Here is a 25156-nt window from a genome sequence, read left to right as displayed (position 1 = left end):
TCGGCACAAAAGCTACGCCGCGTCACCCAGTTGCAGCCGATACCCCATGCCCGCCTCGGTGAGGAGGTATCGCGGGTTCCCCGGTACCGGTTCGAGTTTCTTGCGAAGCTGAGACACGTAAAGGCGGAGATACCCGGTGTCCTTCACCTGCTCCGTGCCCCAGATGCTGGTGAGGAGCATCTGGCGCGTCACGAGCCGGTTCGCGTTTCTGATGAGCAGCTCCATGATCTGCCACTCTGTAGGAGTCAGACGAATACTGCGCGAACTCTGTGCATCGTTATCAACGACCGTATGGGCGCCCATGTCGATGGTGATCGAGCCGAGCCGCGCAACGGGCGCTGTGGCGGTGACAGCGGCGCCCGATCCGCCGCGACGCGTCAGCGCTCGGATGCGAGCGAGCAGTTCCTCGATGGAGAACGGCTTGACGACGTAATCGTCGGCCCCCGCATCGAGTGCTTCCACCTTGTCGTCCGCGCCCGCCCGACCCGAAACGACCAGAATCTGCATCTCGGACCACCCGCGAATCGCCTGGATCACCTCGACCCCGTCGAGTCGTGGCATGCCGAGATCGAGGAGCAGCAACTCGGGATGGCGATCCGCCGCCAGCGACACCGCCTCCGCCCCGTCAGACGCGGTGAGCACCTCGTACCCCTTGGCGGTGAGCGTGATGCGCAGGGCACGGAGCAACTGCGGATCGTCGTCCGCGATGAGAATCTTCATCGAGTCTCCTCCTCGTCGGCGGACGCGTCGACCCGGGGGAGCGACGCGACCATGGTGAGCCCGGTGATCGGGGTTGGTTCGGCGCGCAGCTCGCCCTGCATCGCCTCGATGAACCCGCGGGAGAGTGCGAGGCCGAGTCCGAGGCCCGTCGTATTGTCGGTATCCCCGTGGCGCTGGAACGGTTGGAACACGCCTTCGAGGCGATCCGGCGGGATCCCGGGCCCCTCGTCGACGATGCGAATCTCGATGCGCTCGCCACGCACAGCGGTCTCGATCCGCACGAGGCTGCCGCGCGGGGCGTACCGCACCGCATTCGCAACGAGATTGACGATTGCGCGCTGCAGGAGCACCGGGTCGCAGCTCACGCGAGCGTTGCCATGCTCGAATGCGAGCCGCACCTGTCCCGGGCCCAGGTCGAGCTCTTCGAGGGCTGGAAGCACCACTTCCGTGGGATCGATCGCGATGCGGGCCGCGACGAGCACGCCCGACCGCAACCGGCTCGCGTCGAGGAGATCGGTGACCAGCGTCGTGAGCGCCGCGAGGCTCTCGTCGGCGGTTTCGAGGAGCGCGTCTCGATCCTCGCTCGACAGGGCGGAACCCGCGCTTCGCAGGCCACCGACGGCAGCGGTTGCGGAGGCGAGCGGTCGGCGCAGATCGTGGCTTACTGCCGAGAGCAGCGCCTCGCGCAGGCGGTCGGATCCCGCGACGGTCTCGATCTCATCCTCCGAGGCCTCGAGTCGTCGGCGAGTCCGCGCGCTCCGACCGACCGCGACGCCGATGAGCACCGCGATCACCACGTGCATGAGGAGCGCGAGCGCATGAATCGGATCGGCGATCGTGATCTCGCGATACGGCGCAATGAACGCGAGGTCGATCACCGCGCCCGAGACGAACGCGGCAACAAGCGCGGGCCATATGCCTCCGACGAGCGCGACCACCACGACGAGGAGCTGGTAGCTCAGCACCTCGACCGTCGTCGTCGCGGGCGAGTGGAAGTAGCGGAGGGGGAGCAGGAGGAGGAGTCCGCCCCCAATGGCGAGCGCGAAACCGATCAGCCGCCGTTGTACGCTCAGCCCGTCCGGCGCGCCCCGCGCGGCAGACCCACCGCCGAGACCGCCGATTCCGCCGCGACCGCCGACACCGCCGAGACCGCCTCCACGCTTCATGTCCACAGTATGACGCGATCCAGCCAGCGGGGCACGCCGAGTACGCGGACTATGCAGATCATGCAGACCCGATACGCCGCCGGCACCACTCAGGCCGCATGCACCCACGGCCGCTCGGTCACGTCGCCCTCCGCTTCACGAATCACCTCGCGCGTCATCGGGGCGATCTCTCCGTCTCCGAGAAACAGGTAGCGGATCAGATTATGCAGCGGATGCCCCTCCGTCCACCGAAAGTAGACGTGCGGCGTGCAGCGCACTTCGCGGCTGAGATACAGCGCGATGGCCGCGAGCGCGTTCGACACCGAGCTCGCCTGCGCGGTCAACACATGGAACCCGTGCCGCTCGACGCCCCGCACCAGCAGCTCATTCTCGAAGTCGGAGCTGTCGTCGACCTCGATCTCGATGAACAGCACCCGATCGTCGGGGAGCCCGTGTGCCGTCCGCGCGTGGGCGAGCTTCTCGCGGTAGCGCCTCGCGCTCACATCGTCGGGTGTATGGGCGATGAGCCGCACGGCGCCCGGCGGGCAGGCGTCCACGAAGGCGACGGCCGCGTCATCGAACCTCACGGAGGTCGCTCGAAGCTCGGTCGAGCGCGCCACCCGCGACACGAAGCTCACGCCGACGATCCCGACGATGAAGCAGAGCGCGATCTTCATGCCATCGGGACGCTCCACGATGTTCGCGACCGTCGTATAGAGGAAGATCGCGGTGATTGCGCCGAAGCCGATCGTTGCGGCGCGTTCCCGGCGACGGCGGGCCACGAGGGTCACGGCGAACGCCGCTGACGTGATGAGCACGAGCACGCCGGTCGCGTACGCGCCGCCCTGAGCGTTGACGTCAGCACGGAAGATCAGCGTGATCACGGCCGCCGTCAGCGTGAACACGAGCACCAGCGGTCGCGTCGCGCGCGTCCACGCGGGCGCCATGCCGTAGTGCGGGAGATAGCGCGGAACGATGTTGAGCAGGCCGGCCATCGCCGACGCCCCGGCGAACCACAGGATCGCGATCGTCACGACGTCGTAGAGCGTGCCGAAGCCCTCTCCCAGGTACGCGTGCGCGAGGTACGCGAGCGCGCGGCCATTCGCGGATCCGCCCTCCTCGAATTCCCGCGCCGGAATGAGCGCGACCGTGGTGACCGAGGAGGTGATGAGAAATCCGCTCATGATGAGCGCTGACGTCGTGAGCAGCCTGCGGGCGCCGCGGATCCGACCGTCGGGTCTCCCCTCGGTGTCGCTCGCTTCGCCGCGGATCTGCGGCATCACCGCGACTCCGGTCTCGAAGCCGGAGAGCCCGAGTGCGAGCTTCGGAAACACGAGCAGCGCCATCGCGATGACGAGCAGCGGATCACCGTGCTGCGTCGTCAGCGTGCGCCACCAGTCGCCGACGAACATCGGGTGGGTCATCAACTGCCCGATCGCCACCACGAGTACGACGAGATTCAGTGCGAGGAACACCGCGACGAGCACGGTGGCCAGGCGGATCGCCTCGCGGAACCCGCGCAGAAAGACGGCGCCGAGCGCCGCGAGCAAGAGCAGGGTGACGAGCACCTGTTGCCCGTCGAGCGCGGCGGGTGCGAACGGATTCTCGATGAGGTGCGCCGTCGCATCCGCGGTGGAGAGCGTCATCGTGATGATGAAGTCGGTGCCGGCGAAGCCGAGGAGCACGAGGACGACGAGCTTTCCGCGCCACCGCGGCAGGAGTTTGGCGAGCATCGCGATCGAGCCGGTGCCGTGCGGGCTCTCACGCGCGACCCGTCGATACACGGGGAGCGCTCCGAACAGTGTCACCAGCACCAGCACGATGGTCGCGATGGGAGCGACGGCGCCCGCCGCGAGTGCCGCGATCGCGGGCTGATAGCCGAGCGTCGAGAAGTAGTCGACACCGGTGAGGCACATCACCCTCAGCCAGTGGGTCCGCCGGTGCTGTTCGGGGCGGCCGTGAGGCCCGGTCTGCCGGCCGGGGGATTCCGCGGTGTCGGCAAGGAGCCAGCGGCGGAGCGCGTGCGGCGCGTGGCGCGGCGGCGGATCCTGGGGAAGGCGTTCGAGTGACGAGGTCGTCGAAGTCAGTTGCACATCTTCAGTGAACTGCGGGCGCGGCACGGTGAGCGCGATCCTCACGGTTTCCATACAGGAGAAGCCAGCACCCTCGCGGAACCCGTGCACGCTGGGGCGGATCCGGAGCAGTTCTGCAGCAACACCTCGAGGCGCGAGCATCGTCGCGGGCCCGAACGCGACGCGCGCTGTGGGATAATTGCCGACAATGTCTCCACGCAGCGTGAACCCCCCAGCTCCGGCGTCGACCGACCCCGCGAAGATCCGCAACTTCTGCATCATCGCGCACATCGACCACGGTAAGTCGACCCTCGCCGACCGCATGCTGCAGGTCACGGGCACTGTGCCCGACCGCGAAATGCGCGCCCAGTACCTCGACAAGATGGACATCGAGCGCGAGCGCGGCATCACCATCAAGTCGCAGGCGGTGCGCATGAACTGGCAGACGACTGCCGGCGACTTCGCGCTCAATATGATCGACACCCCCGGGCACGTGGACTTCAGCTACGAGGTGTCCCGCTCACTCGCTGCGTGCGAGGGGGCGATCCTGCTCGTCGACGCGGCGCAGGGTATCGAGGCGCAGACCCTCGCGAACCTCTATCTCGCGATGGAGAACGACCTCGAGATCATCCCGGTGCTGAACAAGATCGACCTCCCCGCGGCGGATCCGGAGCGCGTCTCGCGCGAGATCGCGGATCTCATCGGGGGCGACCCCGACGACATTCTGAAGGTCTCGGGCAAGACCGGTTCCGGCGTCGAGGAGCTGCTCGACCGCGTCGTCGAGCGCATTCCGGCCCCCATCGGGGTCGCGGATGCGCCGCCGCGCGCCATGATCTTCGACTCCGTGTACGACCCGTATCGCGGTGTCGTGACGTACGTTCGCATGATTGACGGCAAGCTCACGCCGCGCGAGAAGATTCAGATGATGTCGACCGGCTCGGAGCACGAAGCGCTCGAGATCGGCGTTTCCGCCCCGGAGCCGAAGCCGACGCAGGGGCTCGCGGTCGGCGAGGTCGGCTACCTCATCACGGGCGTGAAAGACGTGCGTCTCTCGAAGGTCGGCGACACGGTGACCGCGAAACGCCGCCCCGCCACCGAGGCGCTCCCCGGCTACACGGACCCGAAGCCCATGGTCTTCTCCGGTCTGTACCCCCTCGACGGCTCCGACTACCCGGTGCTCCGCGAGGCTCTCGACAAGCTCAAGCTCGAGGACGCGGCGCTGCAGTACGAGCCCGAGACCTCGGTCGCGCTCGGTTTCGGCTTCCGGTGCGGCTTCCTCGGCCTGCTGCACCTGGAGATCATCTCCGAGCGCCTGCGTCGCGAGTTCGACCTCGACCTCATCGCGACCGCCCCGAGCGTGATCTACCAGGTGACGAAGGAGGACGGCACCGAAGTGACGGTGACGAACCCGTCTGAATACCCCGACGGCAAGATCCGCAATGTGCGGGAGCCGGTCGTGAAGACTGCGATCCTCGCGCCGAAGGATTACGTGGGCGCGATCATGGAGCTGTGCCAGAGCCGGCGCGGAAGCCTCCTCGGCATGGAGTACCTCGGCGAGCGCGTCGAGCTCCGCTACAGCATGCCGCTCGGCGAGATCGTGTTCGACTTCTTCGACCACCTCAAGAGCCGCACGCAGGGGTATGCGAGCCTCGATTACGAGCCGATGGGGGAGCAGGAGGCCGACCTCGTGAAGGTCGACATTCTGCTGCAGGGCGACACGGTCGACGCGTTCAGCGCGATCGTGCACCGGGACAATGCCTACCACTACGGCACGATGATGGCCGAGCGCCTCCGCAAGCTCATCCCGCGCCAGCAGTTCGAGGTGCCGATTCAGGCGGCCATCGGCGCACGCGTGATCGCGCGAGAGACGATCCGCGCGATCCGCAAAGACGTGCTCGCGAAGTGCTACGGCGGCGACATCAGCCGTAAGCGCAAACTGCTCGAGAAGCAGAAAGAGGGCAAGAAGCGCATGAAGATGGTCGGTCGCGTCGAGGTGCCGCAGGAGGCCTTCATCGCCGCACTCTCGGGCGACGTGGAGGGCAAGGAAGGGTCGAAGCGATGAGCACGGAGCAGCCGATCCGCCGCAGCAGCCACGTCGAGATGCCGGTGACGTACGCGGCCGTCGGCGCGTCGAAGAACGCCGACATCGTTCGTTTCCCGCCCGAGGGTATGACGCCCTACGAGGAGGAACTGCGTCTGGGGAGCGGGCACGACCGCTTCCTCCTCGCATCCAGCCTGCTCATGACCTGGGGCGCACAGCGCGGCGCCGGAGTGAGCGTCACCGACATTGTCCGCGGCGACGGCGAGGAGTACGTCGGCCTGACGTTCTCGGGCGACGGTGTGCCCGAGGCTGCGGGCGTCATTGAGGAGCACTTCGGGCCCGATGGCGAACCGTACATTGTCGCGGGTACGACCGCGACGCTCGAGATCGAGGGGCAGGATCCCCGTGGCGTTCTCGTCATCTACACGATCAATGAGGAGCGCCGCGTCGGCTTCGCCTGGGGCACGCGCGATGAGGCAGGTGCCGTCGGCGAGCAGCTCTTCGTCGTCGATTTCCGCGCCGACGACACGGTGTGGGCGGTGGCGCGGGGCTTCGTCGCGGCGCCGAAGAACGGACTCCTCGGGCTCAAGGCGCGCGCCGACGTGCGGAACGCGCTCGACGCGGTGAAGCAGCAGATCGCGGCGCTCGCGCCCGGTGCGCAGCCCGTGCGTGACGCGACGGGCGAAGCTGCACAGGCGAACGAGGCTGAGCAGGCGAGCGAAGCTGAGCAGGCGAGCGGTGCTGAGCAGGCGAGCGATGCTTCGCAGGCAGGCACCGCTTCGCAGGCAGGTGACGCTGCGCAAGACGCAGAGCACCCGAGCGCCGTGCAGCAGGAGCCCGCGCCCCCCGCCACCCACCAGCGCCGCCCGTCCCAGGCCAGGTGATCCGCTGTGCCGAGCGCACTTCCCGAGGGTGACCCGGCTCCGGCCGACGGCTCTCTGCCGGCGAGCGTCGTCGAGGGGGCGGATTCCCGCAACTTCGGCGTCTACGTCCACGTCCCCTACTGCCGCGTGCGCTGCGGCTACTGCGACTTCAACACCTACACGGCGAGCGAGTTGGGCGGTACGACCCGCGACGATTACGCCGCGCAGGTCGGCGGCGAACTCGCGCTCGGCGCGGGCGTGATGCGCTCCGCCGGGCTTCCCGAACGCCCGGTCTCGACTGTGTTCTTCGGCGGTGGCACGCCGACGCTGCTCCCGGCGACCGACCTCGCCTGCATGCTCGATCGCATTCGCGCAGAGTGGGGCCTCGCGCCGGGCGCCGAGGTGACGACCGAGGCGAACCCCGATTCGGTCGACGCCGAGTACCTCCGGACGCTCGCCGACGCCGGCTTCACGCGCGTCAGCTTCGGCATGCAGTCGGCGGTGCCGAGCGTGCTCGCAACACTCGACCGCACGCACACGCCCGAGCGCGTGCCGCTCGTCACGCAGTGGGCGCGCGAGGCGGGCCTGCAGGTGAGCGTCGACCTCATCTACGGCACGCCGGGGGAGACCCTCACCGACTGGGAGCGCTCGATCGACGCCGCCCTCGCTTGCGAGCCCGACCATATTTCGGCCTACGCGCTGATCGTGGAGCGGGGCACGAAGCTCGCGGCGCAGATCCGCAGGGGCGAGGTCGCCGAGCCCGACGAGGATCTCCACGCCGAGATGTACGAGCTCGCCGACGCGCGCTTCGCCGCCGCGGGCTTCGCCTGGTACGAGATCAGCAACTGGTCGCGCACCCCCGAGACCCGCTCGCGCCACAACCTCGCCTACTGGACCGGCGAGGACTGGTGGGCCGCCGGCCCCGGCGCGCACAGCCACATGGGCGGCGTGCGCTGGTGGAATGTGAAGCATCCCGGCGCGTACGCGCAGCGCATGCACGCGGGCGTGAGCCCCGCGCACTCCCGTGAAACGCTCACGGATGAGGCGCGGCGCGAAGAGCGCATTTTGCTCGAGACGCGGATCGCGGAGGGTCTGCCCACGGACGTGCTCACGGCCAGTGAGCGCCGGGCGATCCCGGCCCTCATCGCCGACGGCCTGATCGACGGGCGCGCCGCGATCAGCGGGCGCGTCATTCCGACCCTCCGCGGGCGTCTGCTCGCGGACACCGTGGTGCACCGCCTCATCGCCACCTGAAACGCGCGCTGCGGCACGCGCCCCGCGATCCGCCCCCCGCCCACCGCCCCGACGCCGCCCACACCCGCCCGCACCCGCCCCGCGTTCGCCCTCGGTGAGCACAGCGCCCGCTCGCAATCGCCTGCGCTAGACTTGGCACTCATATGGAACGAGTGCCAAGCGCGCCGTTCCGGGGGAAATCGAGTCGAGCGTCCGAAGGAGAGGCAATGGTGTCGGAGCGCAGCCTCGCGGTGCTGCACGCGATCGTCAGCGACTATGTCGCGTCGAACGAGCCGGTGGGCTCGAAGGCGATCGTCGACCGACACAGCTTCGGCGTTTCCGCGGCGACGATCCGCAACGACATGGCGCTCCTTGAAGAAGACGAGCTGATCGCGCAGACGCACACGTCCTCGGGCCGCATCCCCACCGACAAGGGCTACCGCCTGTACGTCGACACGCTCGCGCGCATCCGGCCGCTCACTGCGGCCCAGCGCGCCGCCATCGAGCGCTTCCTCGGCGAATCGACCGACCTCGAAGACGTCATGGCGCGCACGGTGCGCCTGCTCGCGCAGCTCACGAATCAGGTCGCGGTGGCCCAGTACCCGTCGCTGCGGCGCACCGTCGTGCGGCACATCGACCTCGTCGCACTGGGGGAGGACCGCGTGCTCAGCGTGCTGATCCTCGGCAGCGGCGTCGTCGAGCAGCAGGTCGCGTGGCTCCCCGCCTCGCGCGTGACCGACGCGTGGGTGCACGGGCTGAGGCAGCGGATCGCCGACGCCGCAGTCGGGAGCGACGTCGAATCGGCCGCGGCCGGGGTGACGGAGCTCGAGTCGACGGTCGAGGAGTGGGCGCAACCCGACGAGATCGAGCTCGTGCGTCGCGTGCTCACGGTGGTCTCGGAGCAGCTGCAGGCGAACCGCAACGAGCGCATCGCGGTCGCGGGTGCGGCGAATCTGTCGCGCCCCGGCGGCGAGTTCGCGGGATCGCTGCCGGTGGTGCTCGAGGCGATCGAGGAGCAGGTCACCCTGCTGCGGCTCTTCGGCGAGCTCGTGCACGACGGCCGCGACGTCTCCGCGTCCATCGGGCGCGAGAACGAGCCGTACGGACTCTCGCAGACCTCGATCATCGCGTCGAACTATGAGGACGGCGCGGCGATCTCGAAGCTCGGTGTGCTCGGTCCGCTCCGCATGGACTACGCGAGCAACATCGCGACGGTGCGCGCCGTCGCACGATATCTCAACCGATTCTTGGGCGAGGAGCGGTAATCCGCTCCCGTTCGACACCCTTCATCACCAACCCCTGAGGAGCGAATCAGCGTGGCCGACCATTACGAGACTCTCGGAGTGACCCGCGAGGCGACCCCCGAAGAGATCAAGAAGGCCTACCGGCGCCTGGCGCGTCAGTTGCACCCGGATGTGAATCCGAGTGAGGAGGCCGCAGAGAAGTTCAAGGACGTCACCCACGCGTACGACGTGCTCAGCGACCCCGAGCAGCGCCAGCGGTACGACATGGGCGGCGGCCCCGGGGGAGCCGCGGGCTTCGGCGACATCTTCGAGACGTTCTTCGGCGGCGGATTCGGCGGGGGTGCCCAGCGCGGGCCTCGCTCGCGCTCGGAGCGCGGCGACGATGCGATGATCCGCGTCGATGTCTCCCTCGAGGACGTCATCTTCGGTACGCAGCGCGAGATCTCGGTCAACACCGCGGTGCTCTGCAGCGTGTGCCAGGGCAGCTGCTGCCAGCCGGGCACGCACCCCGTCACCTGTGACGTCTGCGGCGGCCAGGGCCAGGTGCAGCGTCAGGTGCGCTCGCTCTTCGGCAATGTCGTCACGATGCACCCGTGCGGCAGCTGCCAGGGCTACGGCACGATCATCGAACATCCCTGCGTCGAGTGCGCGGGCAAGGGGCGGGTCCGCGAGCGCCGCACCTTCCCGATCGACGTGCCCTCGGGCATCGACACGGGCACCCGCCTGCAGATGCGCGGCGGTGGCGAGGTCGGCCCGGGCGGCGGCCCGAACGGCGACCTCTTCATCGAGTTCCGCGTGCTGCACCACGACATCTTCAGCCGCGACGGCAACGACCTGCTCTGCACGATGCAGCTTTCGATGACCGACGCGATCCTCGGCACCGACGCGAAGCTCGCGGGTCTCGACGGCGACGTGCAGGTGACCGTGGAGCCGGGCATCCAGTCGGGCGACATGCTCACGGTGCGCGGCCGCGGCATCCAGGGGCTCCGCAGCACCACGCGCGGCGACCTCAAGATCGCGGTCCAGGTCACCACGCCGACGAAGCTTTCGAACCGCGAGAAGGACCTCATGCGGCAGTTCGCGTCGCTGCGGAAGGACGAGCAGCCGCACCTCGGCGAGTTCCATCAGGGCTTCTTCGGCAAGATCCGCGACCGCTTCTTCCGCCAGGGCTGACCGTGGCGAACCTCTATTACCGCGAGGATCTCGGCGACGCGGCGTTCGCGCCGGGTTCGGTCGTCGAGATCACCGGTGAGGAGGCGCGGCACGCGGTACGGGTGAGCCGGCTGCGGCAGGGCGAGCGGATCGCGGTCGGAAACGGAGCCGGTGCGCTTGCTGAGGGTCTCGTCGAGCATGTGGCGAAGGATCGCTTCAGCGTGCGCATCGAGCACGCTCTGGGCGCTGCCGCGGTCTCCACCGACGGCCCCCGACTCGCGCTGGTGCAGGCGCTCGCGAAGGGCGACCGCGACGAGCGCGCCGTGGAGCAGGCGACGGAATTCGGAGTCGACGCGATCGTTCCCTGGCAGGCCGAGCGCTCGGTGTCGCGGTGGGACGGCGCCGGAGGCGCTGAGAAGGTCGCGAAGGGCGTCGCGAAGTGGAGTCGCGTCGCGCGAGAGGCGTCGAAGCAGGCGATGCGCGCGCGGATTCCCGAGGTGCAGGGGCCCGTGTCGCTCGCGCGACTCTGCGAGCTGGCGCGCGAGCCGGGCACGGAAGTCGTCGCGCTGCACCCTCGGGGAGCGCGCACGCTTTCGGACTGGGCGCGCGCACGCGCGACCAGATCCGCCGCCGATGCTGGCGCAACGCCGCACGCAGCCGAGATACTGCTCGTCGTCGGCCCCGAGGGCGGCTTCTCCGAAAGCGAGCTCGACGCGCTCGAGGCCGCGGGTGCGAGCGTGCTCCTGCTCGGCTCGACCGTGCTCCGCACGTCTTCGGCGGGCCCCGCCGCCCTCGCAGTGCTCAACACCGCGTTCGGCCGCTGGTAGCGCGGGGCGCGCCGGGTGCTCGCCTCGAGTGCCCTCCCCGGGCGAGTGTCGGTGGCTCCGTCTAGACTGGGGGCATGGCAGCAGACACCGTGTTCGGCAAGATCGTGAGCGGCGAGATCCCCGCGGAGATCCTCGTGGAGACCGATCGCGTCATCGCGTTCCCCGACATCGCGCCGCAGGCTCCGGTGCACGTGCTCGTGATCCCGAAGACCAGCGAGTACGCGAACGTCACCGAGCTCGCAGCGGGCGATCCCGAGCTGCTCTCTGAGATGGTTGCGGTCGCGAAGCAGATCGCCGATGAGCGGGCGAACGGCGAGTACCGCCTCATCTTCAACAACGGCGAGTCTGCGGGCCAGACCGTGTTCCACGTGCACGCCCACGTGCTCGCCGGCAACCTGGAGGAGCGATCCCTCGGTGGTTCCTGAGTCTCCCGAGCTGCAGCGCACCGTCCTCCTGGCAGGGGTCGACCTTGCGTCGTTTCTGGGTCATCGGGATCAACTGATCGCCGACCTGGAGGCGCAGCACCCGGAGGTCGTCTTCCACTCCCGGGACCAGGTGCTCACCCTGCGCGGCCCGGCCGAGGCAGTGCGGGCGGCGGAGCAGGTCATCAATGAGATTGTCGAAGTCGCGCGCCGCAGTGGTGCGGTCTCGCGACGCGATGTGCAGGAGGTCACCCGCATGGTGCATGAGGGGCAAGGCGAGACAGCGGCCCAGGTGCTCAGTGAACCGATTCTCACGGTGCGCGGGCACTCGGTACGCGCGCAAACCCGGGGCCAGCGAGCCTACGTCGACGCGATCGACCAGAACACGGTGGTGTTCGGGGTCGGCCCCGCCGGCACCGGCAAGACGTACTTGGCGATGGCGAAGGCCGTACAGGCGCTGCAGCGGCGCGAGGTCGCGAAGATCATTCTGACGCGCCCCGCGGTCGAGGCGGGAGAGCGGCTCGGCTACTTGCCGGGCACGCTCGAGGACAAGATCGACCCCTACCTTCGGCCGCTCTTCGACGCGATCGGGTCGATGATGGATGCCGACGTGGTGCCGAAGCTGCTCGCGAGTGGCACGATCGAGGTCGCCCCTCTCGCCTACATGCGCGGACGCACGCTCAACGAGTCGTTTGTGATTCTCGACGAGGCGCAGAACACGACGCCCGAGCAGATGAAGATGTTCCTCACCAGGCTCGGCTATGGCTCGAAGATGGTGGTGACCGGCGATATCACGCAGGTCGATCTTCCGATCGCGGCGAGCGGACTGCGCGTGGTGAACCGGATCCTCCGAGGCGTCGAAGACATTCACTTCGCCGAGCTCGGATCCGACGACATCGTGCGCCACAACCTCGTGAGCCGCATCGTCGACGCCTACAGCGCATACGACGAGTCAACCAGACGTGAGCACGAAGATTCCGCGCAGCGGCAGAAGGGAGACGCACGGTGAGCGTCGAGATCAACAACGAGTCGGGCATCGAGGTCGAGGTCGGCCGCATGCAGCGGCTCGCGGCGTTCGTGCTGGAGTCCCTCTTCGTGCACCCTGACACGGAGGTGGGGGTGATGCTCGTAGACGAGGCGTCGATCGAGCGCCTGCACGTGCAGTGGATGGAAGAACCGGGTCCCACCGACGTACTGAGCTTCCCGATGGACGAGCTGCGGCCCGGTCGTGTGGACGCGCAGACCCCGGCCGGCCTCCTGGGCGACATCGTCATCTGCCCGCAGGTCGCCGAGGTGCAGGCCGAGGCCGCCGGACACGACCTCCAGCAGGAGATCTCAGTGCTCCTGACGCACGGCATGCTGCACCTGCTCGGATTCGACCACGCGACACCCGAAGAGGAAGCCGAGATGTTCGGGCTGCAGCGCGATTTGCTGCTCTCGTTCGCGATGCACGAGCGAGCTCGATGAGCGTCGCCCTCGCAGTTCTCTTTCTCTCTGCGGCAGCCGTGCTGCTCGCGATCGGTGGCCTGCTCGCCGCGACCGACGCGGCCCTCAGCGTGCGTTCGCGCGCCGAGTTGCTGGCGCTCGCGGACGAGTCTCCGCGCACGGGCAAGGCGATCAGGGCACTCGCGGCCGATGAGGCGCGCCATGCGAACGCGCTGAGCTTCGCCCGCGTCTTCGCCGAAACGCTCTCGGCAGTGCTCATCACGCTCGTGCTCGCGTACTCGCTCCAGCAGTTGTGGCTCGAGCTGGTGCTCGCCACACTCATCATGACGGCGGTGACGTTCGTGCTGGTCGGTTCGAGCCCTCGCACCGTCGGCTCGCATCACCCCGATGCAGTGATCCGCTTCGCCGCGCCCATGCTGCGCGCGCTGCGCGTCATCCTCGGGCCGATCGCCACCGGGCTCGTGCGCTTCGGCGACCGTGTCACCCCGGGCCGCGGCACCAACCGCAGCATTCGCGACGAACAGCAGTTGCTGTCGATGGTGGATCAGGCCGCCGAGCAGGAGGTGCTCGAAGTCGACGACCGCGACTACATTCACTCGCTCGTCGAGTTCGGTGAGACCCTTGTGCGCGAGGTGATGGTGCCGCGGATCGACATGATCACGGTCGATGCCGACCAGAGCGTGCGCGATGTGCTCGAGCAGATGCTCGCCTCGCGCCACTCCCGCATCCCCGTGATCGACGGCGACGTCGACGACGTGGTGGGCATCGCATACCTGCGCGACGCGAGCGGCTTCGTGCTGCGTCGGCCCGACGAGGCGGACCAGGCGCCGATCACGCGCCTCACGAAGCCCGCGATCTTCGTGCCCGAGGTGCAGCGCGCCGATCGGCTCCTGCGTCAGATGCAGCAGGAGTCGAACCACTTGGCGCTCGCGGTCGACGAGTACGGCGGCATCTCGGGGCTCGTGACGCTCGAGGACCTGATCGAGGAGCTGCTCGGCGACATCTCGGACGAGCACGACCGCGAGGTTCCCGAAATGACGCTCCGCGAGGACGGGTCGTTCGTGCTCAGCGCGCGACTCTCGGTCGGCGACCTCGGCGAGCTCTTCGGCATCGAGCTCGAGGACGACGAGGTCGAAACCGTGGGCGGGCTGGTCGCCAAGACCCTCGGGCGGCTGCCCGAAAGCGGCGACTCGGTGGTGGTTGCGGGCATTGAATTGACGGCGCTCGACACGGAACGGCGCAGGCAGCGCCTCCGCACGGTGGAGGCGCGCTGGATCGGGGAACGCGAGGGAGAGGTCGAAGTATGAGTGAGCGCGATCAGGAGCAGGCGGGGGAGTCGGCGGAGCCGGCGGAGCTCGCAGAGCCTGCGAAGTCAGCAGGCATGGCGCAGCCAGGAAAGTCGACGAGGCACGACGAGCAGCCCGAAAGCCCCGCGTTCCGCGCGGGCTTCGTCTCGTTCGTCGGACGTCCGAACGTCGGAAAGTCGACGCTCACGAACGCGCTCGTCGGCGAGAAGATCGCGATCACGAGCCCGAAGCCGCAGACGACGCGTCGCGCGATTCGAGGTATCGCGCACCGGCCCGACGGCCAGCTGATCATCGTCGACACGCCGGGCCTCCACCGCCCGCGTACGCTGCTCGGTGAGCGTCTCAACGCGCTGGTCGAAGCGACGCTCGGGGACGTCGACGTCATCGGGTTCTGCGTGCCGGCGAACGAGAAGCTCGGCCCCGGCGACCGCTTCATCAACGATCGGCTGAACGACTTTCCGCGCGCGAAGAAGGTCGCGGTGCTCACCAAGGTCGATGAGGCGTCGAGCAGTGAGATCATCGAGCAGCTCACGCGCCTCGGCGAGCTCCGCGAGTGGGACGCGGTCGTGCCGATCTCCTCGGTGACGAACGATCAACTCGACGTGCTCACCGCGGTGCTTCTGGAGCTCATGCCGGAGTCGCCGCCCCTGTACGAGGAAGCGCAGACCACGGACGAGGGCGAGGACGACCGGATCGCGGAGCTCATCCGGGAGGCGGCGCTCGAGGGCGTCCGCGACGAGCTGCCGCACTCGCTCGCTGCGACTGTCGAGGATCGCGAGGAGCGCGAGGACGGGCTGCTCGAGATCTACGCGAACCTGTATGTCGAGCGCGACAGCCAGAAGGGCATCATTATCGGCCACCGCGGTTCGCGACTCCGCGACGTCGGCGAGCGGGCGCGAAAGGAGATCGAGGCGCTGCTCGGGCGCCGGATCTATCTGTCGCTCCGGGTGAAGGTGCTCAAGGAGTGGCAGCGGGACCCGAAGGCCCTCGGAAAGCTCGGCTTTAACTAGGCGTGGTGAATCGGGATCGGTGCGTGCAACGGTCCTTCCGCCTGGGCTCGTGCAGCTCGGTGCTATAGTGAACTCATGCTGTTCGGCTCGCTTCTCCTTAGCTGCCGCGACGAGTCCTCGACTTCTCACTAATCAGTCTCAGGCCTCCCTCGTCGCGGTGTTCGTGTTTGGCTGAGCAAGATTCCGACGAGAAAGACGAGTCCATGCAGAACCTGCAGCAGCCCTCCGGGATGCCGATCCATCGTTACCGCCCGTTCCACGAGATCATCGACGTGGATCTGCCCGATCGCACCTGGCCCTCCCGCCGCATCACCGAGGCCCCGCGCTGGTGCGCGGTCGACCTCCGCGACGGCAACCAGGCCCTCATCGACCCGATGAGCCCCGAGCGCAAGCGCGTCATGTTCGACCTGCTCGTGCGTATGGGGTACAAGGAGATCGAGGTCGGCTTCCCCTCGGCGAGCCAGACCGACTTCGACTTCGTGCGCCATCTGATCGAGGACAACGCAATTCCCGACGACGTCACGATCCAGGTGCTGACCCAGGCGCGCGAGCACCTCATCACCCGCACCTACGAGTCGCTGATCGGCGCGAAGCGCGCAATCGTCCACCTGTACAACTCGACGAGCATCCTGCAGCGAGACGTCGTGTTCCGCTCGGATCGCGCGGGCATCAAGCAGATCGCGGTCGACGGCGCGAAGCTGTGCAAGGCGAGCGAGCACATCTGCGCGGGCACCGAGATCTTCTACGAGTACTCGCCGGAGTCGTACACGGGCACCGAGCTCGACTACGCCGTCGTGGTCTGCAATGACGTGCTCGAGGTGTTCGAACCGACCGAAGAGCGGAAGGTCATCATCAACCTCCCGGCGACCGTCGAGATGGCGACGCCGAACGTGTACGCCGACTCGATCGAGTGGATGAGCCGGCACCTGAATCACCGCGAGAACGTGATCCTCTCGCTGCACCCGCACAACGACCGGGGCACGGCGGTGGCCGCGGCGGAGCTCGGCTACCAGGCCGGCGCCGACCGCATCGAGGGCTGCCTTTTCGGCAACGGCGAGCGCACGGGCAATGTCGATCTGGTCGCGCTCGGCATCAACCTGTTCACGCAGGGCATCGATCCGCAGATTGATTTTTCTCGCTTGGACGAGGTGCGCCGCACTGCGGAGTACTGCAATCAGCTCCGGGTTCCCGAGCGCAGCCCGTGGGCGGGCGACCTCGTGTACACCGCCTTCTCGGGCTCGCACCAGGATGCGATCAAGAAGGGCTTCGAGCGGATGGCCCAGGACGCCGAGGCCGCTGGCAAGACCGTCGACGACATCGAGTGGGCCGTGCCGTACCTGCCCGTGGACCCGAAGGATCTGGGGCGCTCGTACGAGGCCGTCATTCGCGTGAACTCGCAGTCGGGTAAGGGCGGCGTCGCGTACCTGCTGAAGACCGACCACCACCTCGACCTGCCGCGCCGTCTGCAGATCGAGTTCAGTTCCGTCGTGCAGGGTGTCACCGACACCGAGGGCGGCGAGGTGTCGAGCGAGGACATCTGGCGGATCTTCCAGGACGAGTACCTGCCGGCGCAGAGCGAAGGCGCGGAGCGCTGGGGGCGGTACGAGATCTTCCGCACGTCCACCACGAGCGCCGGTGACGGGGTCACGGAACTCACGGTCGACTACCGCGTGGGCGACGAGGATCGCCAGACGACGGCGCGCGGCAACGGGCCGGTCGACGCCTTCATCAACGCGCTCAACGACGGCGGCCACGCCGTGACGCTCTTCGACTACGTCGAGCACGCGATGAGCTCGGGCGGCGACGCGGTCGCGGCGGCGTACGTTGATCTCGAGGTCGACGGGCAGCGCCTGTGGGGCGTTGGCATCGACCCCGACACGAGCCGCGCGACGCTGAAGGCGATCGTGAGTTCGGTGAACCGCGCCATCCGGAATGGTGTGACCGCTGAGCCGGTGAGCGTCGGCGCATAACGCCGTTCCGCTCTGCGACACGGGCCGCGCCCGCCGAGTTTCGTACGTATGTTCGAATCTTCGGTGTGGCGCGGCCCGCTTTGTCGGTGGCTGCTTCTAGGCTGAGATCGTGATTGCTTCGATTCGCGGGCCCGTGCTCGCTGCGGGTGCCGGCTGGGTTGTCATCGAGGTCGGCGGGCTCGGCATGCGCGTCGAGGTTCCGAGCGGGCGCGTCGGTCAGGCGGCCGTGGGGGAGTCGGTGCAGCTCCACACCTCGCTCGTCGTCCGCGAAGACTCACTGACCCTCTTCGGCTTCGCGACGGTGCAGGAGCTCGAGGTGTTCGGGCACCTCATTGCGGTCTCGGGCGTGGGCCCGCGCAGCGCGCTCGGTGTGCTGTCGGCGCTCGCGCCCGCGCAGATCGCCGCGGCGGTTGCGCAGGAGGACGAGAAGCCGTTCCGCAAGGTGCCCGGCATCGGCCCGAAGACTGCGAAGCTCATCACGGTTTCGCTTGCCGGCAAACTCTCGGAACTGGCGTTCGCCGAGGAGGCGGGCGCGGACGGTGCAGGGGCGCCGATGCTGAACGCTGCGGATGCGACGGCGGAGGCGGTCGCCGAGGGCCTGACCGGCCTCGGGTGGAATGCCGCGGAGGCCGCTGGCGCGGTGCAGGACGCGCGTGACGCGGGGGCACCCGACGAACATGCGGCACTGCTCCGTGCGGCGCTCGCGCTGCTGCAGGCGAGCCGCGGTGGGGCGAGATCCGCGCGAGGAGTGCGATGAGCGCGATGAGCGGCGAGTTGTCGCCTCAGGCGACGCCGTCGGAACAGGGCTACGAGGGGGCGCTCAGGCCCGCGACCCTGTCCGAGTTCGTCGGACAGGCGAAGGTGCGGCGGCAGCTCGGGTTGCTGCTCGACGCTGCGACCATGCGGCGGCACACACCGGACCACATTCTGCTCGCCGGCCCGCCGGGCCTCGGCAAGACGACGCTGTCGATGATCGTCGCGGCTGAGCTCGACAAGCCACTGCATCAGACGTCCGGCCCCGCGATTCAGCACGCGGGCGATCTCGCGGCCGTGCTCTCGGCGCTGACTCCGGGTGAGGTGCTCTTCATCGACGAGATCCACCGCATGGCTCGGAGCGCGGAGGAGATGCTCTACCTCGCGATGGAGGACTTCAAGGTCGACATCATGGTCGGCAAGGGTGCCGGCGCGACGTCGGTGCCGCTCGACCTTGCGCCGTTCACCCTAGTGGGCGCGACGACGCGCGCGGGACTCCTGCCGAACCCCCTGCGCGATCGCTTCGGTTTTACCGCGCACCTCGAGTTCTACGCGGACGACGAGCTGGCCCGAGTGGTGCGCCGCGCCGCGGGCTTGCTCGGCTTCGAGCTGTCGGAGACGGGCATCGAGGAGATCGCGGGCCGATCCCGGGGTACGCCGCGCATCGCGAATCGACTGCTCCGACGCGTCCGTGACTACAGCCTCGTGCACGATGCGCCGGGTGGCACGGAGACCGTGCGCGCGGCGCTCGCGCTGTATGACGTGGACGAGCACGGGCTCGACCGACTCGACAGAGAGGTGCTGCGCGCGGTCGTGGAGCGCTTCAACGGTGGCCCGGTCGGCCTGTCGACGCTCGCGGTCTCGGTGGGGGAGGAAGCGGAGACGATCGAGGCAGTCGTCGAGCCGTTCCTCGTGCGTTCGGGTTTGCTCTCACGCACTCCGCGGGGGCGGGTGGCGACGCGCTTGGGATGGGAGCATGTGGGCGCAGTCCCGCCCGCTGCCGGGTGAAATTCAGGAACGCCGACCTCGATTCTCAGAGTGACCCGGATACACTGGAGAAATCTGTGCCTCAGTAGATGCACAAGTACCTCTTTGAAAGGACCATCGTGGCTCTGGACCCGATCACCATCGTGATGTTCGCGCTGATCGCGCTGCTCATCTTCTTCATGTTCCGCAACGGTAAGAAGCGTCAGGCGGCGATGCAGCAGCTGCAGAGCAGCATGCGTCCGGGTGCCGAGGTGATGCTGCAGTCCGGCATCTTCGGCACGATCGAGTCGATCGACGAGGAGGAGAACAAGGTCACGGTGCGCAGCGGCACGAGCACGCTCGTCGTGCACCGCAACGCGGTCTCGCAGGTGGTCAATGCTGCTGATGCGCCTGTCGAAGAGCCCACTTCGGAGATCGCGCCCGACGACGATCCCGCGTTCGGCGAGCGCCTCGGTGGCATCGAGGCGACGGACCGTCCGGTGACCAGCGCTGAAGATACCGTCCGGGGGAACGGTATCGAGGCAGACACCGACACCACCGGCAAGCCCGGTGAGACCCCCGATAGCAACGAGCAGGGGAACGGTACGGCCCCGAAGGCCTGATCCGTCGGTCGCGGCCGCGCCGCCGCGACCGATCCCACTCGCGTTGAGAGAAAGCAGTTAGTCTTGGCGTCTTCACCCGCCGTGCGGAAAGCCCTTCGCTCCCTCGTATTCCTCCTGGTGATCATCGTCGGTCTTGCCGGCCTGATCTCCTACGGTGTCTTCCGCAGCAATGCGACCTGGACGCCGAAGCTCGCGCTCGACCTCCAGGGCGGCACGCAGATTCTGCTCGCCGCGGAGCAGACCGGCGGCGATGCCGTGGACGGTGATCAGCTGCAGCAGGCAGTTTCGATCATCCGTCAGCGCGTCGACGCTGCGGGCGTCTCCGAAGCGGAGATCACGACCCAGGGCAGCCGCAATATTTCGGTATCGATTCCCGGGAAAGCCGACGAGGCCACCCTCCAGCGCATCGAGGCTTCGGCGAATCTCGCCTTCCGGCCCGTGCTCACGTACGACGTGTCGGCGAGTGCTGAGGAAGCCGATGGCGGCGACGCCGACGGCGCCGAGGCGAACAGCGCAGAGGACACGAAAGCCGACGCGGAGGAGAAGACTGACGCGGAGGAAGCCGACACGGCTAACGCGAAGCAGGACGACGCGGAGAAGTCCGATGAGGCGAACAAGGACGATTCGGCGGACACCTCCGCGCTTGATCCCGAGGAGCTCCCTGAGGGGGCCGGTGATCTCGAGTGGATCACCCCCGCGCTTCAGGAGAAGTTCACCGCATTCACGTGCGACTCGGAAGACGCCCTCGCTGCGGGCGAGGCGCCGACCGACCGGCCGCTGATCACCTGCGATGACTCCGGAACGATCAAGTACATTTTGGGCCCAGTCGAGCTCGACGGCTCCGTGATCACCGACGCGACCGCGCAGGTCGCGACGACCTCCACCGGTGCTACGACCGGTGAGTGGGTCGTGCAGATCGTGATGAACAAGGAGGGTACCGAGAAGTTCGGCAAGATCAGCACCCGCCTGTACGGTCAGGCCGAGCCTCAGAACCAGTTCGCCTTCGTGCTCGACGGTCGCGTGCTGTCGGCGCCGACGATGCAGGCGCAGATCCTCGACGGGCGCCCGTCGATCAGCGGACAGTTCACGCAGGAGTCTGCGGCAGCTCTCGCCGATCAGTTGAAGTTCGGTGCGCTGCCCATCGACTTCACGGTGCAGAGCCAGGAAGACATCTCTGCGACGCTGGGTACGAGCCAGCTCGCAGCGGGTCTGCTCGCCGGACTCATCGGCCTGCTGCTCGTCGTGATCTACTCGGCATTCCAGTACCGCGCCCTCGGTTCGCTCACGATCGCCTCGCTGGCCATCGCTGGTGTGCTGACGTATCTGCTGCTCACCTTCTTCTCCTGGCGGCAGGGCTACCGGCTCTCGCTCGCGGGTGTCGCGGGCATCATCGTCGCCGTAGGCTTCACGGCGGACTCGTTCATCGTCTACTTCGAGCGCATTCGAGATGCGCTGCGCGACGGGTTCTCGATCGAGAGCGCGGTTGAGCATGGTTGGAAGCGTGCCTTCCGCACGGTGCTTGCGTCTGACGGCGTCAACTTCCTGGCGGCGTTGATCCTGTTCATCCTCGCCGTGGGCAACGTGAAGGGCTTCGCATTCACGCTCGGTCTCACGACCCTGGTGGACGTCATTGTCGTCGCGTTGTTCACCCACCCGCTGATGACATTGCTGGCTCGCACCCGCTTCTACCGGACCGGCCACAAGTTCTCGGGCCTCGACCCGAACGGTTTGGGCGCGGTATACCGCGGCCGACTCCAGTTCAGCGATCCCGTCGTGACTGGCGCGGGCGGCAGCAAGAAGAACGCGCGGAGTCGCGCAGAGGCTGCTCGCCGCCAGACGATTGCTGAGCGCAAGGCCGCTGCGGCGGATGCGTCGACCGGAAAGGAGAGCTGATCATGGCTCGTCGCTCATTCGCCGAGTTCGGCAACGCGCTCTACACCGGAGAGAAGTCGATCGACTTCGTCGGCCGGCGCAAGACCTGGTACCTCATCTCGATCATCCTGATTATCGTGTCGATCGTCGGCCCACTGCTCCGCGGCGGATTCACCTTCGGCATCGAGTTCACCGGTGGAAGCCAGTTCCAGGTCCACCTGACCGAGGGGCAGGATCGCGACCCCGCGGTCGCCGAGAATGCCGTTCAAGAGGTGCTCCCGTCGAGTGCTCCGCGTGTCTCCTCGCTGGGCCCGACGGACATCCGAGTGCAGACCGAAGCGCTCTCCGACGAGGAGAACCGTGCGGTCGCTGAGGCCTTGGCCGAGGAGTACGGCGTCTCCGCTGATGAGGTGACCACTTCGTACATCGGCCCCGCGTGGGGTCAGGACATCACGCGCCAGGCGATCATCGCGCTGATCGTGTTCATCATCTTCGCGGCGGTCGTCATGGCGATCTACTTCCGCACGTGGAAGATGTCGCTCGCGGCGATCATCGCGCTGCTCCACGACCTCGTGATCACGGCCGGCATTTACGGCATTTCAGGGTTCGAGATCACGCCGGCGGCGATGATCGGCTTCCTCACGATCCTCGGCTACTCGCTCTACGACACGGTGGTGGTGTTCGACAAGATTCGCGAGAACACTGCTCCTGGCGAGTTGAACGACCGTCGCACCTTCGCCGAGTCGGTCAATCTGGGCGTGAACCAGACGCTGGTTCGTTCGATCAACACTTCGATCGTGGCGCTGCTTCCCGTCGGCTCGATCCTCTTCATCGGCGCGTTCGTGCTCGGTGCGGGCACGCTTCGCGACATCTCGCTGGCGCTCTTCATCGGCATCTTCGTCGGCGCGTACTCGACGATCTTCATCGCTTCTCCCGCTTATGCGCACCTGCGGGAGCGCGAGGTGTCCGTAAAGAAGCACGACGCGAAGGTGCTGCGCACGCGTGCCGCTGCGGGCGAGGTCGCTGACGCGGCTGAGGCCGGCGACGCCGCCGCTGATGCGGCAAGCGGACGCGGACGAGCGGTCCGCTAAATGCAGTGTCGTGAGGCGCCGGAGAGGAAGACGTTCGTCCTCCCCGGCGCCTTGCTGTATCTCGGCCGAATGCTTCTGCGAACTCGTTTTGCGGCCCGCGCACCGCGGGGTGTAGCGTTCAATCAGTTCAGGAGGTGAGCGGTGGCGACACAGGATGCGATGACGGGTGGAACGACTGCGCTGCGCCGCCTCGTGCCTCGAATTTTCTCGCGGGGCAGTGCTCCCGGCGCGGTGGATCAGCTGGTCCGAACCGTGCGCGCCAACTATCCGCGCGCCGACCTCTCCGTCATTGAGCGCGCGTACGCGGTCGCGGAGCGGGCGCATCGGGGTCAGAAGCGCCGCAGCGGTGAACTGTACATCACCCACCCCATCGCGGTCGCCCAGATTCTCGCGGACCTCGGCGTCGCCCCGGTCGCCATCGCGGCGGCGCTGCTGCACGACACCGTCGAAGATACGGAGTACACCCTCGACCAGCTGACGCAGGAGTTCGGCGAGGAGATCGCCATGCTGGTCGATGGCGTCACCAAGCTGGACAAGGTCAAGTACGGCGATTCGGCTCAGGCGGAGACCGTACGCAAGATGGTGGTCGCGATGTCGAAGGACATTCGCGTGCTCGTGATCAAACTCGCCGACCGCTTGCACAACGCTCGTACGTGGGGCTTCGTGTCGGGCGACTCTGCGAAGCGCAAGGCGCAGGAGACCATCGAGATCTACGCCCCGCTCGCGCACCGGCTCGGCATTCAGTCGATGAAGACTGAGCTCGAAGACCTCTCGTTCGCCGTGCTCAAGCCGAAGCTATATGCCGAAATCCAGAACCTCGTGACGCAGCGCAATCCGCAGCGTGACGAGCTGGTGGGCGACGTGATCCGGTCGATCGAGGGCGACCTACGCGAGGCGAAAATCCGGGGCGAGGTGACAGGGCGCCCGAAGGAGCTGTATTCCATCTATCAGAAGATGATCGTCCGGGGGCGCGACTTCGACGACATCTACGATCTGGTCGGCATTCGCGTACTCGTGCAGTCCATTCGTGACTGCTACGCGGTGCTGGGATCGGTCCACGCGCGGTGGACGCCGATTCCCGGGCGCTTCAAGGACTACATCGCGACGCCGAAGTTCAACCTCTATCAGTCGCTGCATACGACCGTGATCGGACCCGACGGACGCGCGGTCGAGATTCAGATCCGCACCATCGAGATGCACCAGCGTGCCGAGTTCGGAGTCGCAGCGCACTGGAAATATAAGCAGCGCCAGCAGGGGCAGGGACAGACGCAGTCGTCAAACGACATGGCGTGGCTCGCGCATATTTCGGACTGGCAGGCCGAGACGGAGGACCCGAGCGAGTTCCTCGACGCATTGCGCTACGAGATCGGCGCGAAGGAAGTGTATGTCTTCACACCGAAGGGCCGCGTGATCGGGCTTCCGGCTGGCGGGACAACGGTCGACTTCGCATATGCGGTGCACACCGAGGTGGGGCACCGGACGATGGGCGCGCGGGTGAACGGCCGACTCGTGCCGCTCGAGACGCCGCTGCAGAACGGCGACGTCGTCGAGGTCTTCACCTCGAAGGATCCGAACGCGGGGCCGAACCAGGATTGGCTCGCGTTCGTCAAGAGCAAGCGGGCGCAGAACAAGATCCGCCAGTGGTTCACGAAGGAACGTCGCGACGAGGCGGCGGAAACCGGGAAGATCGAGATCACGAAGGCGCTGCGCAAGCAGGGTCTCCCGCTGCACCGCGTGATGAACTCAGCAGCGCTCCAGCAGATTGCGCTGCAGCTCCGATACGTCGACGTCACCGGGCTGTACGCCGCGGTGGGCGAGGGCCACGTCTCGGCGCAGTCCGTGGTGGAGAAGGTCACGGCGCTGGTATTCGACGAGCAGACGTCGACGGAGCCGGCGCTCGCCACGCTCCCCATCATCGAGGCGCCGCGGGCGCCCCGCCCGACCGACTCCAGCGGGGTCGTGGTCACGGGAGCCTCCGACGTGCTCGCGAAGCTCGCGAAGTGCTGCACGCCGGTGCCGGGGGACGAAATCCTCGGGTTCGTGACGAAGGGGCAGGGTGTCTCGGTGCACCGCGTCGACTGCCACAACTTCATCAACCTACGCGCGCAGGAGGATCGCGTCGTGGGCGTCGAGTGGGCGCCAACGTCGAAGAGCGTCTTCCTGGTGCAGATCCAGGTGGAGGCGCTCGACCGCTCTGGTCTGCTCTCCGACGTGACGCGCACGTTGTCCGAGCATCACGTGAACATCCTTTCCGCATCCGTTAACACGTCGAGCTCGCGCCTGGCCATCAGCAAGTTCGTCTTCGAGATGGCGAACGCGACGCACCTCGATCACGTGCTCAACGCCGTGCGCCGCATCGACGGCGTGTACGACGTTTACCGCATCACGAACTAACTGCC

The 25156-nt window shown here is 67.6% G+C and carries 21 protein-coding genes; 18 read left to right on the top strand and 3 right to left on the bottom strand.

The window, feature by feature from the left end; all coding sequences use genetic code 11:
* Positions 1-12: 12 nt before the first annotated feature.
* The 3 genes from WFH00_RS05080 to WFH00_RS05070 all read right to left on the bottom strand — a co-directional run bounded on the left by WFH00_RS05080 (position 13) and on the right by WFH00_RS05070 (position 3781).
* Positions 13-720, bottom strand: coding sequence for a response regulator transcription factor (locus WFH00_RS05080; RefSeq protein WP_336659552.1), 708 nt, complete (start codon positions 718-720; stop codon positions 13-15).
* Positions 717-1886, bottom strand: coding sequence for a sensor histidine kinase (locus tag WFH00_RS05075; protein WP_336659550.1), 1170 nt, complete (start codon positions 1884-1886; stop codon positions 717-719). The genes WFH00_RS05080 and WFH00_RS05075 overlap by 4 nt, the downstream gene beginning before the upstream one ends.
* An 89-nt stretch (positions 1887-1975) precedes the next feature.
* Complete coding sequence (locus WFH00_RS05070) at positions 1976-3781, bottom strand: amino acid transporter (RefSeq protein WP_336659751.1); 1806 nt, start codon at positions 3779-3781, stop codon at positions 1976-1978.
* 364 nt (positions 3782-4145) lie between these two features.
* Between WFH00_RS05070 and lepA the strand changes: the two genes are divergently transcribed.
* The 18 genes from lepA to WFH00_RS04980 all read left to right on the top strand — a co-directional run bounded on the left by lepA (position 4146) and on the right by WFH00_RS04980 (position 25151).
* Complete coding sequence (gene lepA / locus WFH00_RS05065; RefSeq protein WP_336659549.1) at positions 4146-5999, top strand: translation elongation factor 4; 1854 nt, start codon at positions 4146-4148, stop codon at positions 5997-5999.
* Entirely contained in the window at positions 5996-6862 is an 867-nt protein-coding gene (locus WFH00_RS05060; RefSeq protein ID WP_336659547.1) for a DUF1990 family protein, read from the top strand. The genes lepA and WFH00_RS05060 overlap by 4 nt, the downstream gene beginning before the upstream one ends.
* Positions 6863-6868: 6 nt before the next feature.
* Positions 6869-8095, top strand: coding sequence for a radical SAM family heme chaperone HemW (gene hemW, locus WFH00_RS05055; protein ID WP_336659546.1), 1227 nt, complete (start codon positions 6869-6871; stop codon positions 8093-8095).
* A gap of 206 nt (positions 8096-8301) precedes the next feature.
* Positions 8302-9339: a heat-inducible transcriptional repressor HrcA gene (hrcA, locus tag WFH00_RS05050; protein ID WP_336659545.1), complete on the top strand. Its 1038-nt coding sequence runs from the start codon at positions 8302-8304 to the stop codon at positions 9337-9339.
* A gap of 51 nt (positions 9340-9390) precedes the next feature.
* Positions 9391-10491, top strand: coding sequence for a molecular chaperone DnaJ (dnaJ, locus tag WFH00_RS05045; protein WP_336659544.1), 1101 nt, complete (start codon positions 9391-9393; stop codon positions 10489-10491).
* Between the two features lie 2 nt (positions 10492-10493).
* Positions 10494-11297 carry a 16S rRNA (uracil(1498)-N(3))-methyltransferase gene (locus WFH00_RS05040; protein ID WP_336659543.1) on the top strand — a complete coding sequence of 268 codons (804 nt, stop codon included), beginning with the start codon at positions 10494-10496 and terminating at the stop codon, positions 11295-11297.
* 74 nt (positions 11298-11371) lie between these two features.
* Positions 11372-11722, top strand: coding sequence for a histidine triad nucleotide-binding protein (locus WFH00_RS05035; RefSeq protein ID WP_336659542.1), 351 nt, complete (start codon positions 11372-11374; stop codon positions 11720-11722).
* Complete coding sequence (locus tag WFH00_RS05030) at positions 11712-12728, top strand: PhoH family protein (protein WP_442918786.1); 1017 nt, start codon at positions 11712-11714, stop codon at positions 12726-12728. Before WFH00_RS05035 ends, WFH00_RS05030 begins: the two co-directional genes overlap by 11 nt.
* Positions 12725-13186: an rRNA maturation RNase YbeY gene (ybeY, locus tag WFH00_RS05025; protein ID WP_336659541.1), complete on the top strand. Its 462-nt coding sequence runs from the start codon at positions 12725-12727 to the stop codon at positions 13184-13186. Before WFH00_RS05030 ends, ybeY begins: the two co-directional genes overlap by 4 nt.
* Positions 13183-14472 (top strand): hemolysin family protein, encoded by a 1290-nt coding sequence (locus WFH00_RS05020; protein WP_336659540.1) that lies wholly within the window; start codon positions 13183-13185, stop codon positions 14470-14472. The genes ybeY and WFH00_RS05020 overlap by 4 nt, the downstream gene beginning before the upstream one ends.
* A 74-nt stretch (positions 14473-14546) precedes the next feature.
* Positions 14547-15482: a GTPase Era gene (era, locus tag WFH00_RS05015; protein ID WP_336659749.1), complete on the top strand. Its 936-nt coding sequence runs from the start codon at positions 14547-14549 to the stop codon at positions 15480-15482.
* A 203-nt stretch (positions 15483-15685) separates the two neighbouring features.
* Positions 15686-17452, top strand: a complete 1767-nt coding sequence (gene leuA, locus WFH00_RS05010; RefSeq protein ID WP_336659748.1) for a 2-isopropylmalate synthase — start codon at positions 15686-15688, stop codon at positions 17450-17452.
* A 109-nt stretch (positions 17453-17561) separates the two neighbouring features.
* The gene (gene ruvA, locus WFH00_RS05005) at positions 17562-18209 is read left to right on the top strand and encodes a Holliday junction branch migration protein RuvA (protein ID WP_336659539.1); all 648 of its coding nucleotides are present in this window, start codon (positions 17562-17564) and stop codon (positions 18207-18209) included.
* Between the two features lie 5 nt (positions 18210-18214).
* Positions 18215-19213 carry a Holliday junction branch migration DNA helicase RuvB gene (gene ruvB, locus WFH00_RS05000; RefSeq protein ID WP_336659747.1) on the top strand — a complete coding sequence of 333 codons (999 nt, stop codon included), beginning with the start codon at positions 18215-18217 and terminating at the stop codon, positions 19211-19213.
* A 98-nt stretch (positions 19214-19311) separates the two neighbouring features.
* On the top strand, positions 19312-19794 hold the full coding sequence (yajC, locus tag WFH00_RS04995; protein WP_336659537.1) for a preprotein translocase subunit YajC: 483 nt from the start codon (positions 19312-19314) through the stop codon (positions 19792-19794).
* Positions 19795-19857: 63 nt separating this feature from the next.
* Positions 19858-21687, top strand: coding sequence for a protein translocase subunit SecD (secD, locus tag WFH00_RS04990; RefSeq protein WP_336659536.1), 1830 nt, complete (start codon positions 19858-19860; stop codon positions 21685-21687).
* 2 nt (positions 21688-21689) lie between these two features.
* Positions 21690-22757, top strand: a complete 1068-nt coding sequence (secF, locus tag WFH00_RS04985) for a protein translocase subunit SecF (protein WP_336659535.1) — start codon at positions 21690-21692, stop codon at positions 22755-22757.
* A 159-nt stretch (positions 22758-22916) separates the two neighbouring features.
* Positions 22917-25151, top strand: coding sequence for a RelA/SpoT family protein (locus WFH00_RS04980; RefSeq protein ID WP_336659746.1), 2235 nt, complete (start codon positions 22917-22919; stop codon positions 25149-25151).
* Positions 25152-25156 lie beyond the last annotated feature (5 nt).

The sequence above is a fragment of the Leucobacter sp. USHLN153 genome (genome assembly GCF_037145615.1).
Lineage (GTDB): Bacteria > Actinomycetota > Actinomycetes > Actinomycetales > Microbacteriaceae > Leucobacter.
The sequence above is the reverse complement of the archived record's forward strand: the minus strand, read 5'-3'. Positions and strand labels throughout refer to the sequence as shown.

Excerpts from the sequence above, each read along its gene's own strand:
- WFH00_RS05080 (WP_336659552.1), bottom strand. The coding sequence starts at position 720 with ATGAAGATTCTCATCGCGGACGACGATCCGCAGTTGCTCCGTGCCCTG.
- WFH00_RS05075 (WP_336659550.1), bottom strand. The coding sequence starts at position 1,886 with ATGAAGCGTGGAGGCGGTCTCGGCGGTGTCGGCGGTCGCGGCGGAATC.
- WFH00_RS05070 (WP_336659751.1), bottom strand. The coding sequence starts at position 3,781 with ATGTGCCTCACCGGTGTCGACTACTTCTCGACGCTCGGCTATCAGCCC.
- lepA (WP_336659549.1), top strand. The coding sequence starts at position 4,146 with ATGTCTCCACGCAGCGTGAACCCCCCAGCTCCGGCGTCGACCGACCCC.
- WFH00_RS05060 (WP_336659547.1), top strand. The coding sequence starts at position 5,996 with ATGAGCACGGAGCAGCCGATCCGCCGCAGCAGCCACGTCGAGATGCCG.
- hrcA (WP_336659545.1), top strand. The coding sequence starts at position 8,302 with ATGGTGTCGGAGCGCAGCCTCGCGGTGCTGCACGCGATCGTCAGCGAC.
- WFH00_RS05035 (WP_336659542.1), top strand. The coding sequence starts at position 11,372 with ATGGCAGCAGACACCGTGTTCGGCAAGATCGTGAGCGGCGAGATCCCC.
- WFH00_RS05020 (WP_336659540.1), top strand. The coding sequence starts at position 13,183 with ATGAGCGTCGCCCTCGCAGTTCTCTTTCTCTCTGCGGCAGCCGTGCTG.
- era (WP_336659749.1), top strand. The coding sequence starts at position 14,547 with ATGGCGCAGCCAGGAAAGTCGACGAGGCACGACGAGCAGCCCGAAAGC.
- leuA (WP_336659748.1), top strand. The coding sequence starts at position 15,686 with ATGCAGAACCTGCAGCAGCCCTCCGGGATGCCGATCCATCGTTACCGC.
- ruvB (WP_336659747.1), top strand. The coding sequence starts at position 18,215 with ATGAGCGGCGAGTTGTCGCCTCAGGCGACGCCGTCGGAACAGGGCTAC.
- secF (WP_336659535.1), top strand. The coding sequence starts at position 21,690 with ATGGCTCGTCGCTCATTCGCCGAGTTCGGCAACGCGCTCTACACCGGA.
- WFH00_RS04980 (WP_336659746.1), top strand. The coding sequence starts at position 22,917 with ATGACGGGTGGAACGACTGCGCTGCGCCGCCTCGTGCCTCGAATTTTC.